The following is a 14,397-nucleotide window of genomic DNA, read 5'->3' as shown; positions in this document are numbered from 1 at the left end:
ATCAACCGCAATGCGGACGCAATAAATAAACATGCCATGGGTGATCTACCGAGGTAATTGTGCAGCTGACAAGTTTTACCGATTATGGTCTGCGGGCCTTGATTTATATGGCTAGTTTGCCGCAAGGCAAAATGACGAACATTAGTGAAGTCACTGAGACCTACGGCGTGTCGCGCAACCATATGGTGAAAATCATCAATCAACTTAGCCGGGCGGGCTTTGTCGCCGCGACGCGGGGCAAAAACGGCGGCATTCGTCTTGGTATGGATCCGCATAATATTGTCATCGGCGATGTGGTGCGCAAAATGGAGCCGCTACAGTTAGTAGACTGCGCAACCTGCGCTATCACGCCAGCCTGCCGCTTAAAAAAGGCGCTAAACGATGCGGTACAGCTGTTTCTGCGGGAACTGGACAGCTACACGCTGGCGGACTTAGTCGAGGGGAACGAACCCTTATACCAAATTTTATTGTCCGAACCGCCGGTGGCAATGAATCTGAAATGACATCGGAGGAACCGCTATGTCAAACGATCCTTTTCAGCAAAGAGAAGCTGAAAAATATGAAAACCCTATTCCGAGCCGTGAATTTATTCTGGCTCACCTGGAAAAACGCGAAAAGCCAGCCAGCCGCGATGAGCTGGCGCAAGAGCTGAACCTGACCGACGAAGAGCACCTTGAAGCGCTGCGTCGTCGTCTGCGCGCCATGGAGCGTGACGGTCAGCTGGTCTTCACCCGCCGCCAGTGCTATGCGCTGCCGGAACGTCTCGATCTGCTGCGTGGCAAGGTTATCGGCCACCGCGACGGCTACGGCTTCCTGCGCGTAGAAGGTCAGAAAGACGATCTCTATCTCTCCGCCGAGCAGATGAAAATGTGCATGCACGGCGACGTCATTCTGGCGCAGCCGCTGGGCGCCGATCGTAAAGGCCGTCGCGAAGCGCGCATGGTGCGCGTGCTGGAGCCGCGCAACAACCAGATTGTCGGCCGCTACTTCACCGATGCGGGCGCCGGCTTTGTGGTGCCCGACGACAGCCGTCTGAGCTTCGACATCCTGATCCCGCCGGAAGATACGCTGCAGGCGCGTATGGGGTCGGTGGTGGTAGTCGAGCTGGTGCAGCGCCCGACGCGCCGCACCAAAGCCATCGGTAAAGTCGCCGAAATTCTTGGCGACGACATGGGCACCAGCCTGGCGGTTGATATGGCTCTGCGCACCCATGAAATCCCGCATAGCTGGCCGCCAGAAGTTGAAAAACAGGTGAGCAAGCTCAGCGAAGAGGTGCCTGAAGCGGCGAAAAAAGGGCGCGTCGATCTGCGCCAGCTGCCGCTGGTCACTATCGACGGCGAAGACGCGCGCGACTTCGACGATGCGGTCTACTGCGAGAAAAAACGCGGCGGCGGCTGGCGCCTCTGGGTAGCCATTGCCGACGTCAGCTACTATGTGCGTCCCGGCACGCCGCTGGACGACGAAGCGCTGCAGCGTGGCACCTCGGTCTACTTCCCGTCGCAGGTGGTGCCAATGCTGCCGGAAGTGCTCTCCAACGGGCTCTGCTCGCTCAATCCACAGGTCGATCGCCTCTGCATGGTGTGTGAGATGACCATCTCCGCCGCAGGCAAGCTGACCGGCTATAAGCACTACGAAGCGGTGATGAACTCACACGCGCGTCTGACCTACAACAAAGTGTGGAATATCCTGCAGGGCAACCCGGAGCTGCGTGAACAGTACGCGCCGCTGGTGAAGCCGCTGGAAGAGCTGCACAACATGTACAAGGTGCTGGAACAGGCGCGTGAAGCGCGCGGCGGCATCTCGTTCGAGACGGAAGAAGCGAAGTTTATCTTCAATGCGGAACGCCGTATCGAGCGTGTAGAGCGCACCGTGCGCAACGACGCGCACAAGCTGATCGAAGAGTGCATGATCCTCGCCAATATTGCGTCGGCGCGCTTCGTCGAGAAGCATCAGGAGCCGGCGCTGTTCCGCGATCACGATCGCCCCAGCGACGACAGCATCACCAGCTTCCGCACCGTGCTCAACGAGCTGGGCCTTTCGCTGCCGGGCGGTATTAAACCTGAGCCAGTCGACTATGCCGAACTGCTGACGCAGATCGCCGATCGCCCGGATGCGGAAATGCTGCAAACCATGCTGCTGCGCTCGATGAAACAGGCGGTCTACGATCCGGAAAACCGCGGTCACTTCGGCCTGGCGCTGCAGTCTTACGCGCACTTTACCTCGCCGATCCGCCGCTATCCCGACCTGCTGCTGCACCGCGCCATTAAATATCTGCTGGCGCAGGCGGAAGGCGAGGTGAAAGGCAACACCACGGCGACCGGCGGCTACCACTACGAGATGGCGCAGATGCTGCAGCTCGGCCAGCACTGTTCGATGACCGAACGTCGCGCCGACGAAGCCACGCGCGACGTCGCCGACTGGCTGAAGTGCGACTTTATGCAGGATCAGGTCGGCAATACCTTTAACGGCGTCATCTCCAGCGTCACCGGCTTCGGCTTCTTCGTGCGCCTGAACGATCTCTTTATCGACGGCCTGGTGCACGTCTCCACGCTGGACAACGACTACTACCGTTTCGATGCGGTGGGGCAGCGTCTGATCGGCGAGTCGGGCGGGCGCACCTATCGTCTGGGCGATGCGGTTGAAGTGCGGGTCGACGCGGTGCATCTGGACGAGCGCAAGATCGACTTCGCGCTGATCTCCAGCCAGCGTCAGCCGCGCGGCGAGGGCAAAACCGCGCGGGAGAAGGCAAAACGCGAAGGCAAGCCGCCGTCGAAGCGTCGCCGTCAGGTCGGCAAGAAAGGCAACTTCGAACCGAACGAAGCGTTCCGAGACGGTAAGGAGAAACCGGCTAAAGCGAAGAAAGAGAAAAAAAGCAAAACCCCGTCGGAAAAAACCCGTAAAATCGCCGCCGCCACAAAGGCGAAGCGCGCCGCGAAAAAGCAGGCCTGATTCCGCCTGATGCGTTAACGGACGCTCTCTGCCGCGCAGAGAGCGTCCGCTGAAGTCCATTCAATTCTTAACTGAGCAGATCGATGAGCGAAATTATTTTTGGTATCCATGCCGTGCAGGCGCTGCTGGAGCGCGATCCCCAGCGCTTCCAGGAAGTCTTTATCCTCAAAGGCCGCGACGATCGTCGCCTGCAGCCGTTGGTGGCGGCGCTGGAAGCTCAGGGCATCGTTATCCAGCTGGCGAACCGCCAGTGGCTGGACGGTCAGGTTGAAGGCGGCGTGCATCAGGGCATCGTGGCGCGCATCAAGCCTGGCCGCCAGTATCAGGAAGGCGATCTGCCGGATCTGCTGCAAAGTCTGGAAAAACCGCTGCTGCTGGTGCTGGATGGCGTAACCGACCCGCATAACCTCGGCGCCTGCCTGCGCAGCGCCGACGCCGCAGGCGTACATGCGGTGATTGTGCCGAAAGATCGCTCCGCCTCGCTGAACGCCACGGCGAAAAAAGTCGCCAGCGGCGCGGCGGAGAACGTACCGCTCATCCGCGTCACCAACCTGGCGCGCACGCTGCGTCTGCTGCAGGAGTACAACATCTGGGTGGTCGGTACCGCTGGCGAAGCCGATCACACGCTCTACCAGAGCAAAATGACCGGGCCGATGGCGCTGGTGATGGGGGCGGAAGGCGAAGGCATGCGCCGCCTGACGCGCGAGCACTGCGACGAGCTGATCAGCATTCCGATGGCGGGCAGCGTCTCATCGCTTAACGTCTCCGTGGCCACCGGCGTCTGCCTGTTCGAAGCGGTACGCCAGCGCGGGGCGTGATCGCCGCCGCAAAACCCCTCAGTGCCAGGCATAACTGCGCGTTGCTCTCCCATACTTAGCGGGATACGCATCGCGAGGAGGGGTTATGACCTGGACAACCCACACCGTTTTCAATCAGCCGCAGCCTCTTAGCAACAGCAACCTCTTTCTTTCCGACACGCCGCTGCGCGAAGCGCTCGCGCGCGAAGGGGCAGAGTGGGATCGTGAATGGCTGGCTTCGGTCGGCGCGCAGCTTGGCGGAGCCGAGTCGCTGGAGTTAGGCAGGCTGGCCAACGCGGCGCCGCCGGAGCTGCTGCGCTACGACGCGCGCGGCGTACGCATCGACGAGGTGCGTTTTCATCCGGCGTGGCACCTGCTGATGCAGGGCGTCTGCGCCAGCCGACTGCATAATCTCAGCTGGCAGCCCGACGTGCTGGATCGCGCCATGGTGGCGCGCGCCGCGCGCTTTATCCTTCACGCTCAGGTCGAAGCCGGCACGCTCTGTCCGGCGACCATGACGCACGCCGCCGTCCCGCTGCTGCAGCGCTGGCTCCCTGACGCTTTCAGCGGCTGGCGCGATCCGCTGCTCAGCGATCGCTACGACACCCATGCGCAGCCTGGCGACCAGAAGCGCGGTCTGCTGATTGGCATGGGCATGACGGAAAAACAGGGCGGCAGCGACGTCACCACCAATACGACCCGCGCGGAGCCGCTGGCGGATCGCGCGCCCGGCTCGATCTGGCGCATTACCGGCCATAAGTGGTTTTTCTCCGTGCCGCAGAGCGACGCGCATCTGATCCTCGCGCAAAGCGGCAGCGGCTTAAGCTGCTTCTTTCTGCCGCGTCTGCTGCCGGACGGCACGCGCAACGCCATTCGCCTTGAGCGGCTTAAAGATAAGCTGGGCAATCGCGCCAACGCCAGCAGCGAAGCGGAGTTTCAGGAGGCCACCGGCTGGCTGATGGGGGAAGAGGGCGACGGCGTGCGGCTGATCCTCAAAATGGGCGGCATGACCCGCTTCGACTGCGCGCTCGGCAGCCACGGCCAGATGCGCCGCGCCTTCTCCGTCGCGCTGTACCATGCGCATCAGCGCCAGGTGATGGGCAAAAATCTGGTGGATCAGCCGCTGATGCGTCAGGTTTTAGCGGCGCAGGCGCTGCAGCTTGAGGGACAGACGGCGCTGCTGATGCGGCTGGCGCGCGCCTGGTCGCAGCCGGCGCAGCCGCTGGAGGGCGCGTTCGCCCGGCTCTTCACCCCGGCGGCGAAGTACGCCGTCTGTAAGGCGGGCATGCCCTTTGTCGCCGAGGCGATGGAGGTGCTGGGCGGCGTGGGCTACTGTGAGGAGAGCGAGCTGCCGCGGCTCTATCGTGATATGCCGGTCAACAGCATCTGGGAAGGATCGGGCAACGTGATGTGTCTCGACGTGCTGCGCGTGCTGCGTAAACAGCCCGGCGTAGCAGAGATGCTGCATCAGGAGTTCGAGGCGGTCAGAGGCGTGAATCGCCGGTTTGACGCCGCCTGGCGACAGCTAAAGCTGCGCCTGAACCGACTGCAGGAGAATCAGGCGCGGGAGATCGCCCAGCGCCTGTTTCTACTGGCGACCGGCGCGCAGCTGCTGAAATATGGTGAGCCACCGCTGGCGGACGCCTGGTGTCGGCAGTGGCTCGACGCGCGCGGCGTCCGGCCGCTGGAAAGTCAAATAGCGCAGCGCTTACTGCTGCGCGCGAGCGGCGGGTGAGGCGCCGTACAAAATCGCCGTGGCGTACCAGTATCCCGGCATGACCGTTTCATCCACCATAATGACCTGATAGTAGACCGCGCCGCGCTGATTGGCTTCCGCCGCCAGCGCGCGCTGCGCGTCATCCGGCGAGCCGCGCACCTGGGTGCTGACGCTGCCGAGCCTCGGCAGTCCGGCGCTCTGCGCGCGCGTGATCTCCTGCGCCTGATGGGTGGGCGCAGGCGGCGGCTGCGGCGTGGTTTTCAGCGCCGAACAGCCGCTCAACAGCAGCGCCATTGTCAGTAAGTAAGCGTAACGCATAAGGTTTACTCCAGTGGGACGGTGGAGTAAGTGTAAGCCACCGTCCCAAAGAGGATCAGGATTTCAGGTGAAATACGCTGACCAGCTGCGTCAGATGATGACCTTTGTGACTCAGGTTCTGCGCCGACGCATCCGCCTGCGCCATCAGCTCGCTGTTCTCATGGGTCGCCTGGCTGATCTGGTTCATCGCCTGATTTACCTGGCCAATCCCCGCCGCCTGCTGCTGCGCCGCGACGTTGATTTCGCTCATCAGCGCCTGCACCTGCTCGATGTGCGACACGATATGGGCCATGGCGTCGTGCGTCTGCTGCGACAGCTGATGCCCTTCCGAGACGTTGCCGATCGAGGTGGCGATCAGACCGTCGATCTCCTTAGCCGCCTGGGCGCTGCGCTGCGCCAGCGCGCGGACTTCCGCCGCCACCACCGCGAAACCGCGACCGTGTTCTCCGGCGCGCGCCGCTTCTACCGCCGCGTTAAGCGCCAGAATGTTGGTCTGAAACGCGATCGACTCAATAACGTGGGTGATATCGGCAATGCTCTGGGAAGAGACCTGAATCGCCGACATGGTGTTCACCGAACGGCTCACGGTCTGGCTGCCGTGCGTGACCAGGTCGCTCGCTTCCGCCACCAGCGTCATCGCCTGGCGCAGGTTGTCGGCGGTATGCTCGATCGTGGCGCCAAACTGCTCCATGCTCGCCGAGGTCTCTTCGACGCTGCTGGCCTGGCGGCCAATCTGCTCGCTGATATTGAGGCTGCTAGCGGCGATGGTGTCGGTGGTGTCGCTGATCTCCTGCGCGGCGACGCGCACCTGACCGACAATCTTCTCCAGCCCGTCGCCGATGCCGTTGATGGCGGTAATCAGCTGGCCGACTTCGTCATGGCGGCGCGTATCCAGGTGAACGCGCAGGTTGCCCGCCGCGTACTCTTCAGCCAGGTGGATGACCTGCTGCAGCGGACGCGTAATGGCGCGGCGGCTGTAAAGCACAAAGCCCAGCGCAAAAATCAGCACCAGCGCCAGGCCGGTCAGCATAAACAGGTTGCGGCTGTGGGTGATCGGCGCCAGCAGCGTGTCGCGGCTCACCTCGCCGACTACAATCCAGTTCCAGCCCGGCAGCTGCTGCCATGCCAGCATCTTGCTTTCGCCGTCCAGCTCCGCCTCCTGTACGCCCTGCGGCTGGCTCAGCAGCGCCTGCTGTACGCTGGCGTCCCAGTCCGGCAGTTTGCCCTCATTCTGCGCGGCAAACAGATAGTGTCCCTGTGTGGCACCCGGCGCGCCGTTCAGCACGTAAAAATGGCCGCTGTCGCCCAGCTTGCGCGCCAGCACCTTATCGCGCATCAGCGCATACTGCTTATCGATCTGTACGCCGACGAACAGAATGCCGATTACCGCGCCGCTTTCATCTTTAACCGGCTGATACTGCGTGATGTAGCGGTGGCCGAACAGCGTTGCCAGCCCGCGATAGATCTCGCCGCGGCTGACGCTTTTCCACGCCGCGCTGGCGCGATCGAGGCGGGTGCCGATGGCGCGGCTGCCATCCTCTTTTTTCAGCGAGGTCGAGATACGGTAGTAGTCGTCGCCGTCGCGCACAAAGATGGTGGAGACGGCGGTGGTGCGCTGTAAAAAGTCGTCGACCGCGACCTGATCGAGGTTCAGGGTCTTCAGGCCGGCGCGCAGGGTCGGGGTCGAAAACTCCCCGACCTGAATACGTGCACTGTCGTCGCGGCTGAAGCGCTGCGGCAAAAAGCTGGCGAACAGCTGGGTGTAGTTGTTGACCTCTTCGGTGAGGGTGGCGTTGAACATTGAGGCCATTTCGCTGATGCCCTGCACCTGATTGTGCATGTCATCCGTGGCGAGGCTTTCCAGCTGGCGGGCTGCGTTGTGGCTTTGAGTCAGGGTCAGAACGAACAGCAGCAGCGCGACGCTGAGAGACGTCAGTACAGACAGCTTGACTCCAAGACTCATGCGGCTGGGAGAGAGACGCTTCATAAAATACCTTTAGATCGGTTTAGAGGAAATACGGTTAACGGCACTGGCGGTAAAAGGTTTACGCCCTAAATCGAACAGTGGATGTGTGAAGTCGTTCGCAGATTAAGCGCGCGGCACGTAAACTCAGCGGAGTCGACATCCACAGCGGAGCGAGCATGATCGAACTCAACACGGAACGGCTGGCGGGTATTCAGGTGCTGCACGCCGCGCCTGCGGGCCAGCACGAGGCGGCGCTGCCGACGGTGCTGCTTTATCACGGCTTTACCTCTTCAAAAGAGGTGTACGCCTATTTAGCTGTAGCGCTGGCGCAGGCAGGGTTTCGCGCCGTGATGCCTGACGCCGATCTGCACGGCGCGCGCGACAACGGCAACGACGCGGTGCGGCTTTCGCGTTTTTGGCAGATTCTGCAGCGCAATATCGACGAGCTGCCGCAGCTGGAGAACGCGCTGCGCACGGCGGGCCTGGTCGAGGGCGATCGCTTCGCCGTGGCGGGCGCGTCGTTGGGCGGCATGACCGCGTTAGGCGCGATGGCGCGCTACCCGCAGCTCCGCAGCGCCGCCTGCCTGATGGGATCGGCCTATTTTATGCGGCTCAGCCAGTCGCTTTTTCCGCCGGTGAACGTCAGCACCCCTGACGATCGGGCGCAGTTCGATCGGCTGATGGCGCCGCTGGCCGCTTACGATCCCAGCGAAAAGCTGGAGGTGCTGGCAAACCGGCCGCTGCTGCTGTGGCACGGCGAAGCGGACGATGTCGTGCCTTTCGCGGAAACTGCGCGGCTGGTGGCGGCGCTGCAGGCGAGCGGCCAGGCGGATAAGATGTCCTTCTTCGCGGAAAAAGGCATCAGCCACAAAATTACCCCTTTCGCGCTGCGCGCGCTGGTGGATTTCTTCAGGCGGAATTTATGATGCAGCCGGGCCGACGGCGCGCCGTCAGCCCGTTGCCCTGCAGAGATTACAACTGATTCGATAATCGCTGCGCCGCGCTGGTGGTTGCGCTGGCGTGCGTATTGCCCGGCGCGTCCAGTCGGTTGACGTAGACATAGCCTGAGGCCGCTTTGCTGCTGTTACTTCTCATCTGCTGCGCACAGTCAGTCTGGCTGGCAAGGGCGGGTGGAGACAGGAAGAGACCCAGTAAAGTGGCGATGACGAACGTTTTCATGCCCGACTCCTCACTGATGGGAACACACTCTGCGACGCTGCTGCTTAAAAATGCGTCGCCATGGTTAATTTTAGCGCGCGCCGTCGCCAATGCCAGACCGCGCCGTTGAACGCCTTCATCAGGAAAATTGATAAAGGCTGCGCAACCCACTGAATCGCCTGCCTTCGCACGGAAAGCCTCTTTAATGACGATTTAATGAAATGTGCGCTTGAGTTTAGCGCCCTGCGTCAGTATGATTACGCGTCAATTTTTCAGCTGCATTCAGGGGCGCGTTACATTCAGCGAATGTTTCACGACCTATAACGTTCCTTGCTTCCGTGGGCCGCAGCTGACCCTGACAGGAGGCTGAATAATCCGTAAGGAGCAATTTCGATGCGTCATTACGAAATCGTATTTATGGTCCATCCTGACCAGAGCGAACAGGTTCCGGGCATGATCGAGCGTTACACTGGTGCTATCACTGGTGCAGAAGGCACGATTCACCGTCTGGAAGACTGGGGCCGCCGTCAGCTGGCTTACCCGATCAACAAACTGCACAAAGCTCACTATGTTCTGATGAACGTAGAAGCACCGCAGGAAGTGATCGACGAGCTGGAAACGAACTTCCGCTTCAACGACGCCGTTATCCGCAGCATGGTTATGCGCGTTAAGCACGCGGTAACCGAAGCATCTCCGATGGTTAAAGCGAAAGACGAGCGTCGTGAGCGCCGCGAAGATTTCGCTAACGAAACCTCTGACGAGTCAGATGCTGGGGATTCTGAAGAGTAATCATCCGTGACGGCTAATCGACTGCGCCTGTCTGGCACCGTGTGCAAGACGCCGGTTCGAAAAGTGAGCCCGTCAGGAATTCCTCACTGTCAGTTCGTGCTTGAGCACCGCTCAGTGCAGGAAGAAGCCGGTTTCCACCGGCAAGCCTGGTGCAGAATGCCCGTGATTATCAGCGGCACGCTTCATCAGGAGATTACTCAACATATAACGGTCGGCACGCCGCTCATTCTCGAAGGCTTCATTAGCTGCCATCAGGCGCGAAATGGACAGAGTAAAATGGTGCTGCATGCCGAGCAGATTGAATTGATAGATTCTGGAGACTAGCCAAATGGCACGTTATTTCCGTCGTCGCAAGTTCTGCCGTTTCACCGCGGAAGGCGTTCAAGAGATCGATTATAAAGATATCGCAACGCTGAAAAACTACATCACTGAAAGCGGCAAGATCGTACCGAGCCGTATCACCGGTACTCGCGCAAAATACCAGCGTCAGCTGGCTCGTGCTATCAAGCGCGCGCGTTACCTGTCTCTGCTGCCGTACACTGATCGTCATCAGTAATCGGCAACTGTCCATTAACGACTTTAAGAGGATAAGGTAATGCAAGTTATTCTGCTTGATAAAGTAGCAAACCTGGGCAGCCTGGGTGACCAGGTCAACGTTAAAGCGGGCTACGCGCGCAACTTCCTGGTACCGCAGGGCAAAGCTGTCCCGGCTACCAAGAAAAACGTTGAATATTTCGAAGCTCGCCGCGCTGAACTGGAAGCCAAACTGGCTGACGTTCTGGCTGCTGCCAACGCACGCGCTGAGAAAATCAATGCACTGGGTTCAGTGACCATCGCCTCTAAATCAGGCGACGAAGGTAAACTGTTCGGTTCTATCGGTACTCGCGACATCGCTGACGCTGTCACTGCAGCTGGCGTTGAAGTGGCTAAGAGCGAAGTTCGTCTGCCGAACGGCGTTCTGCGCACCACCGGTGAGCATGAAGTTGACTTCCAGGTTCACAGCGAAGTTTTCGCTAAACTGGTTGTGAATGTAGTTGCTGAGTAATTTTACTCGGTAATGCGAAAAAGCCGGCCTTGCGCCGGCTTTTTTGTTTTTGTCTCCGATGTGCAGAGGTCCTGCCGGTCGCCTGAATCGCGCCGGGAAAAGGCTACTGCGCGCGGATAAAACTGCCGTCAGGCTGACGCGTAAAGAGCACCGGCCCGCTGGCGCCGTCCACGGTCAGTCCCGTCACCACGCCCTGCCCATTCTGTCGGATTTTCACCTGCTGCCCGCTCTGCAACGCGCTCAGCGGCTGATCGCTGCCCTCTACGCGCGCCATGGCAAATACATCGCCCACCGGCAGATTATTGTCGCGAAACAGCTGCGCCAGGGTCTGGCCTGAAGCGATAGTGTAGTTGCGCCACTCGCCCTGAGAATCCGCTTTCGGCGGCTGCGTATTCTGCTGCGGCGCTTTCTGGTCGTAGATCTCCGCCTGCATCGGCACCTCTTTTTCGGCGCCTGCCGTCTGCGGACGCTCCACAGGATACTGCGGCGAGCTGGAGGGCCATAAAAACGCCAGCAGCATCACCAGCAGGGCGATAACAATGCCGCGCCGGTGCGCGGGCGGCAGCGGGGACATCCAGCGAATATGATCGGTATAGTGCCAGACTGAACTGAGCCAGGCGGGCAAGCGGGAAGGCGCCTCTGAAGCCATTCGTGAATCCTCCTCATCGCCAGCGGCGCGCGACGGTTTAGCAGGCCGCCAGGCGAAGCGTTGGCGCAATGTGCGCAATGTGCGTGGCGCGCGCGTCCTGCGGCGTTGTGGGGCGATTTGACCCATGTATCTTCTCTTCTTTCAGTACGCTGCCGAGGTTGCCCTCGTCCAGAGTTATAGTATGGGCAATACGGGCGCGACGTGCCTGTCAGCCTTAAGAAATATGACCTGCGTATTGTTTCTGTTTCACCGCCAAAAGTCACCTGCACGGCGTGGGATTTTACGCCAGCGGCCCGCGCTGCTATGCTGCCGGTTCAAATTAGCGAAAGAGACAGGTATCAAGATGACGACCCCTTCATTCGACAGCGTCGAATCACAAGCAAGTTACGGAATTGGTTTACAGGTTGGCCAGCAGCTGCTCGAGTCCGGTCTGCAGGGACTTCAGCCAGAAGCGCTGCTCGCGGGCCTGCGCGACGCGCTGGAAGGGAATTCGCCGGCCGTGCCGGTTGACGTCGTGCATCGCGCGCTGCGTGAAGTGCATGAGCGCGCGGAAGGCGTACGCCGCGAGCGCGTAGAGGCGATGGCTGCCGAAGGCCAGACTTTTCTGGCGGAAAACGCGCAGCGCGAAGGCGTCAACAGCACCGAGTCGGGCCTGCAGTTCAGCGTGATCAAGCAGGGCGACGGTCCGATCCCGTCACGTCAGGATCGCGTACGCGTGCACTATACCGGTAAGCTGATCGACGGCACGGTATTCGACAGCTCAGTCGCGCGCGGCGAACCGGCGGAATTCCCGGTGACCGGCGTGATTGCCGGCTGGATTGAAGCGCTGACCCTGATGCCGGTCGGCTCGAAGTGGGAGCTGACCATCCCGCACAACCTCGCCTACGGCGAGCGCGGTGCAGGCGCTTCCATTCCGCCGTTCAGCACCCTGATCTTCGAAGTTGAGCTGCTGGAAATTCTTTAATCTTTGCCGCTTTTCAGCTTGTAAAAGCCAGCCCTCGGGCTGGCTTTTTTACGCGCTTATTTCTGCTGTAAGTCGACCTTCCACAGCGCAAAGCCAATCTCATCGCTCCCCTGCGGCTGCATCGGATAGCGTGCATGGCTACGAATAAAGGCGGTTGCCTTCTCGCCCGGCGCAGTCTCGAAGCGAATATCGAGCGGAACGCTGCTCTCTATCGGCGCCAGCCGCCAGTTGTTGTCCGCCTGCGGACGCACCTCGCCCTGTTTTTTGGTTTCGGCGCTGATATAGGCCGCGACCACCGCACGGTTCTCATCGGGCGAGGCGAAGGCGATAAAGCGATCGCCGGTACCGGCAAACTTGCCGCCGTAGGCGCGATAGTTGTTGGTGGTGACCAGGAAGGTGGCGTGCGGATCGACCGGCTTGCCCTGCCAGCTCAGGTTTTTAATGCGTGAGGCGTCTGGATGGATCAGCTGACATTCGCTGTCGTAGCGGGCCGGTTGAGTCACGTCGATCTGGTAGTTAACGCCGTCGATTACGTCGAAGTTGTAAGTGCGGAAATCCCAGTTGATCAGCGACTGAGGGGCGCGGCGCTGCGGATCAATCTGGTTGAACTGACCTGCGGCGCACTCCAGCCACTCTTTTACCTGCGCACCGCTGACCTTCATCACCACCAGCGTATTGGGATAGAGATAGAGATCGGCGGCGTTACGGAAGGTGAGCTCGCCTTTCTCTACTTCGGTATAGCTGGCCGGATCGTTCTTGCGTCCGCCCGCCTTGAAGGGCGCGGCGGCCGAAAGCACCGGCAAATGGCCCAGATCGGGATCGCCCTGAATAAAATGTTCTACGTAGGCGCGCTGCGCGTTATTGACGATCTGCACGGTAGGATCGTCCTGTACCAGTGAAAGATAGCTGTACATCACGTCCGCCGACTTGCCGATCGGCTTCGCCACAAACTCGCGCGTGGCGCGATGATCGTCCGCCAGCACCTTCACCAGCGCCGAATCCTCCGCCGCCAGCGATTTTTTCTGCGCCGCATCGTAGATCGGCCGCGCTGCTGCTTTGCGATCGCTGACCTGCCAGTGGCCAGCTTCATTGGTCAGCACCAGATCCACCACGCCGAGGTGATCGCCCCACATGCCGGGCATCACCGCCGCAACGCCGTTCAGCGTGCCTTTTGCAATATCGACCCCTTTGATGGCGGCGAAATCCTTGCCGGGAAAGACGGCGTGCGCATGGCCAAAGAGAATGGCGTCGATACCTTCGACCTGGCTGAGGTAGTAGACCGAGTTCTCCGCCATGGCATGGTAAGGCTCGCTGCTGAGGCCGGAATGGGGGATAGCCACCACCAGATCCGCCCCCTGGGCGCGCATCTGCGGCACATAGCGACGCGCGGTTTCGGTAATATCTTCGACGCGCACTTTGCCCTGCAGGTTGGCTTTGTCCCACACCATAATCTGCGGCGGCGCGAAGCCGATAAACCCGATCTTCAGCTGCTGCGGCTTGCCGTCGCGATCTGTCACCTCAACCGTCTTGATTAGCCAGGGCGTAAACATCGGCCGGTTGGTCTGGAGATCGATGATATTGGCGTTCACATAGGGAAAACGCGCGCCCGCCAGCGCCTTGCGCAGGTAGGGCAGGCCGTAGTTGAACTCATGGTTGCCGAGGTTGCCGACGCTGTAGTCCAGCGTATTCATCGCCTTGTAGACCGGATGGATTTCGCCCTGCTGAAGGCCTTTCGCCGCCATATAGTCGCCGAGCGGGCTGCCCTGAATAATATCGCCGTTATCCACCAGCACGCTGTTCTTCACCTCCTTCCGCGCGGCATGGATCAGCGACGCGGTGCGCACCAGCCCAAACTTTTCGGTTGGGGTATCTTTGTAGTAGTCGAAATCCATCATGTTGCTGTGAAGATCGGTGGTTTCCAGCAAACGGAGATCAACGGTGGCGGCGTGCAGGCTCAATGAGAGACTCAGCGCCAGAAGGGTCATAGTCGGTTTAAACATGCGTGCTCCTGCTGCAAAAAGTTAAGTGTCTCAAATTAATGTAAA

The 14,397-nt window shown here is 60.4% G+C and carries 15 protein-coding genes; 10 read left to right on the top strand and 5 right to left on the bottom strand.

The genetic code is table 11. The annotated features are described in order from the left end of the window. The first annotated feature begins 59 nt into the window (after positions 1–59). From nsrR to Q9R34_RS14455, 4 genes are all read left to right on the top strand, one after another. Entirely contained in the window at positions 60–503 is a 444-nt protein-coding gene (gene nsrR / locus Q9R34_RS14470) for a nitric oxide-sensing transcriptional repressor NsrR (RefSeq protein ID WP_434125086.1), read from the top strand. 16 nt (positions 504–519) lie between these two features. After that, positions 520–2,949, top strand: a complete 2,430-nt coding sequence (rnr, locus tag Q9R34_RS14465) for a ribonuclease R (protein WP_485894561.1) — start codon at positions 520–522, stop codon at positions 2,947–2,949. Positions 2,950–3,032: 83 nt separating this feature from the next. Next, positions 3,033–3,767, top strand: a complete 735-nt coding sequence (gene rlmB / locus Q9R34_RS14460; RefSeq protein ID WP_371245467.1) for a 23S rRNA (guanosine(2251)-2'-O)-methyltransferase RlmB — start codon at positions 3,033–3,035, stop codon at positions 3,765–3,767. An 85-nt stretch (positions 3,768–3,852) separates the two neighbouring features. Further along, complete coding sequence (locus Q9R34_RS14455; RefSeq protein ID WP_485894559.1) at positions 3,853–5,481, top strand: isovaleryl-CoA dehydrogenase; 1,629 nt, start codon at positions 3,853–3,855, stop codon at positions 5,479–5,481. Here the strand turns inward: Q9R34_RS14455 and bsmA are convergent. Both bsmA and Q9R34_RS14445 read right to left on the bottom strand, forming a co-directional pair. Next, the gene (gene bsmA, locus Q9R34_RS14450) at positions 5,455–5,781 is read right to left on the bottom strand and encodes a biofilm peroxide resistance protein BsmA (RefSeq protein WP_434125090.1); all 327 of its coding nucleotides are present in this window, start codon (positions 5,779–5,781) and stop codon (positions 5,455–5,457) included. The two genes, Q9R34_RS14455 and bsmA, sit on opposite strands and share 27 nt — an antisense overlap. Before the next feature lie 55 nt (positions 5,782–5,836). Continuing rightward, the gene (locus Q9R34_RS14445; protein WP_485894557.1) at positions 5,837–7,768 is read right to left on the bottom strand and encodes a methyl-accepting chemotaxis protein; all 1,932 of its coding nucleotides are present in this window, start codon (positions 7,766–7,768) and stop codon (positions 5,837–5,839) included. Positions 7,769–7,923: 155 nt separating this feature from the next. Between Q9R34_RS14445 and yjfP the strand changes: the two genes are divergently transcribed. Beyond that, the gene (yjfP, locus tag Q9R34_RS14440) at positions 7,924–8,673 is read left to right on the top strand and encodes an esterase (RefSeq protein ID WP_485894556.1); all 750 of its coding nucleotides are present in this window, start codon (positions 7,924–7,926) and stop codon (positions 8,671–8,673) included. A 46-nt stretch (positions 8,674–8,719) separates the two neighbouring features. On the opposite strand, the gene Q9R34_RS14435 is transcribed toward yjfP, so the two are convergent. After that, entirely contained in the window at positions 8,720–8,926 is a 207-nt protein-coding gene (locus tag Q9R34_RS14435) for a hypothetical protein (RefSeq protein ID WP_033754868.1), read from the bottom strand. 372 nt (positions 8,927–9,298) lie between these two features. Between Q9R34_RS14435 and rpsF the strand changes: the two genes are divergently transcribed. Genes rpsF through rplI form a run of 4 tightly spaced genes read left to right on the top strand, consistent with a single transcriptional unit; the run spans position 9,299 to position 10,739 of the window. Next, entirely contained in the window at positions 9,299–9,694 is a 396-nt protein-coding gene (rpsF, locus tag Q9R34_RS14430; protein WP_033792326.1) for a 30S ribosomal protein S6, read from the top strand. A 6-nt stretch (positions 9,695–9,700) separates the two neighbouring features. After that, the gene (priB, locus tag Q9R34_RS14425; protein WP_033754872.1) at positions 9,701–10,018 is read left to right on the top strand and encodes a primosomal replication protein N; all 318 of its coding nucleotides are present in this window, start codon (positions 9,701–9,703) and stop codon (positions 10,016–10,018) included. A gap of 4 nt (positions 10,019–10,022) precedes the next feature. Next, on the top strand, positions 10,023–10,250 hold the full coding sequence (gene rpsR / locus Q9R34_RS14420) for a 30S ribosomal protein S18 (protein ID WP_000135199.1): 228 nt from the start codon (positions 10,023–10,025) through the stop codon (positions 10,248–10,250). Between the two features lie 39 nt (positions 10,251–10,289). Continuing rightward, positions 10,290–10,739 carry a 50S ribosomal protein L9 gene (gene rplI, locus Q9R34_RS14415; RefSeq protein ID WP_033754882.1) on the top strand — a complete coding sequence of 150 codons (450 nt, stop codon included), beginning with the start codon at positions 10,290–10,292 and terminating at the stop codon, positions 10,737–10,739. 103 nt (positions 10,740–10,842) lie between these two features. Here rplI and Q9R34_RS14410 read toward each other — a convergent pair whose 3' ends face one another. After that, entirely contained in the window at positions 10,843–11,388 is a 546-nt protein-coding gene (locus tag Q9R34_RS14410) for an OapA family protein (protein WP_434125093.1), read from the bottom strand. 343 nt (positions 11,389–11,731) lie between these two features. On the opposite strand from Q9R34_RS14410, the gene bamJ reads away from it, so the two are divergent. Continuing rightward, complete coding sequence (gene bamJ / locus Q9R34_RS14405; protein WP_033754889.1) at positions 11,732–12,352, top strand: BamJ family beta-barrel-assembly machinery protein; 621 nt, start codon at positions 11,732–11,734, stop codon at positions 12,350–12,352. Positions 12,353–12,408: 56 nt separating this feature from the next. Here bamJ and Q9R34_RS14400 read toward each other — a convergent pair whose 3' ends face one another. Further along, positions 12,409–14,352, bottom strand: coding sequence for a bifunctional 2',3'-cyclic-nucleotide 2'-phosphodiesterase/3'-nucleotidase (locus Q9R34_RS14400; RefSeq protein ID WP_485894523.1), 1,944 nt, complete (start codon positions 14,350–14,352; stop codon positions 12,409–12,411). Positions 14,353–14,397 lie beyond the last annotated feature (45 nt).

Source organism: Enterobacter sp. BRE11 (genome assembly GCF_031844285.1).
GTDB lineage: Bacteria > Pseudomonadota > Gammaproteobacteria > Enterobacterales > Enterobacteriaceae > Pantoea.
The sequence above is the reverse complement of the archived record's forward strand: the minus strand, read 5'-3'. Positions and strand labels throughout refer to the sequence as shown.

Bases quoted from the DNA above. Each gene is read 5' to 3' on its own strand.
- rplI (WP_033754882.1), top strand. From the start codon at position 10,290: ATGCAAGTTATTCTGCTTGATAAAGTAGCAAACCTGGGCAGCCTGGGT.
- yjfP (WP_485894556.1), top strand. From the start codon at position 7,924: ATGATCGAACTCAACACGGAACGGCTGGCGGGTATTCAGGTGCTGCAC.
- Q9R34_RS14400 (WP_485894523.1), bottom strand. From the start codon at position 14,352: ATGTTTAAACCGACTATGACCCTTCTGGCGCTGAGTCTCTCATTGAGC.
- bsmA (WP_434125090.1), bottom strand. From the start codon at position 5,781: ATGCGTTACGCTTACTTACTGACAATGGCGCTGCTGTTGAGCGGCTGT.
- rpsR (WP_000135199.1), top strand. From the start codon at position 10,023: ATGGCACGTTATTTCCGTCGTCGCAAGTTCTGCCGTTTCACCGCGGAA.
- rnr (WP_485894561.1), top strand. From the start codon at position 520: ATGTCAAACGATCCTTTTCAGCAAAGAGAAGCTGAAAAATATGAAAAC.
- bamJ (WP_033754889.1), top strand. From the start codon at position 11,732: ATGACGACCCCTTCATTCGACAGCGTCGAATCACAAGCAAGTTACGGA.
- Q9R34_RS14435 (WP_033754868.1), bottom strand. From the start codon at position 8,926: ATGAAAACGTTCGTCATCGCCACTTTACTGGGTCTCTTCCTGTCTCCA.
- rpsF (WP_033792326.1), top strand. From the start codon at position 9,299: ATGCGTCATTACGAAATCGTATTTATGGTCCATCCTGACCAGAGCGAA.
- Q9R34_RS14455 (WP_485894559.1), top strand. From the start codon at position 3,853: ATGACCTGGACAACCCACACCGTTTTCAATCAGCCGCAGCCTCTTAGC.
- rlmB (WP_371245467.1), top strand. From the start codon at position 3,033: ATGAGCGAAATTATTTTTGGTATCCATGCCGTGCAGGCGCTGCTGGAG.
- Q9R34_RS14445 (WP_485894557.1), bottom strand. From the start codon at position 7,768: ATGAAGCGTCTCTCTCCCAGCCGCATGAGTCTTGGAGTCAAGCTGTCT.
- Q9R34_RS14410 (WP_434125093.1), bottom strand. From the start codon at position 11,388: ATGGCTTCAGAGGCGCCTTCCCGCTTGCCCGCCTGGCTCAGTTCAGTC.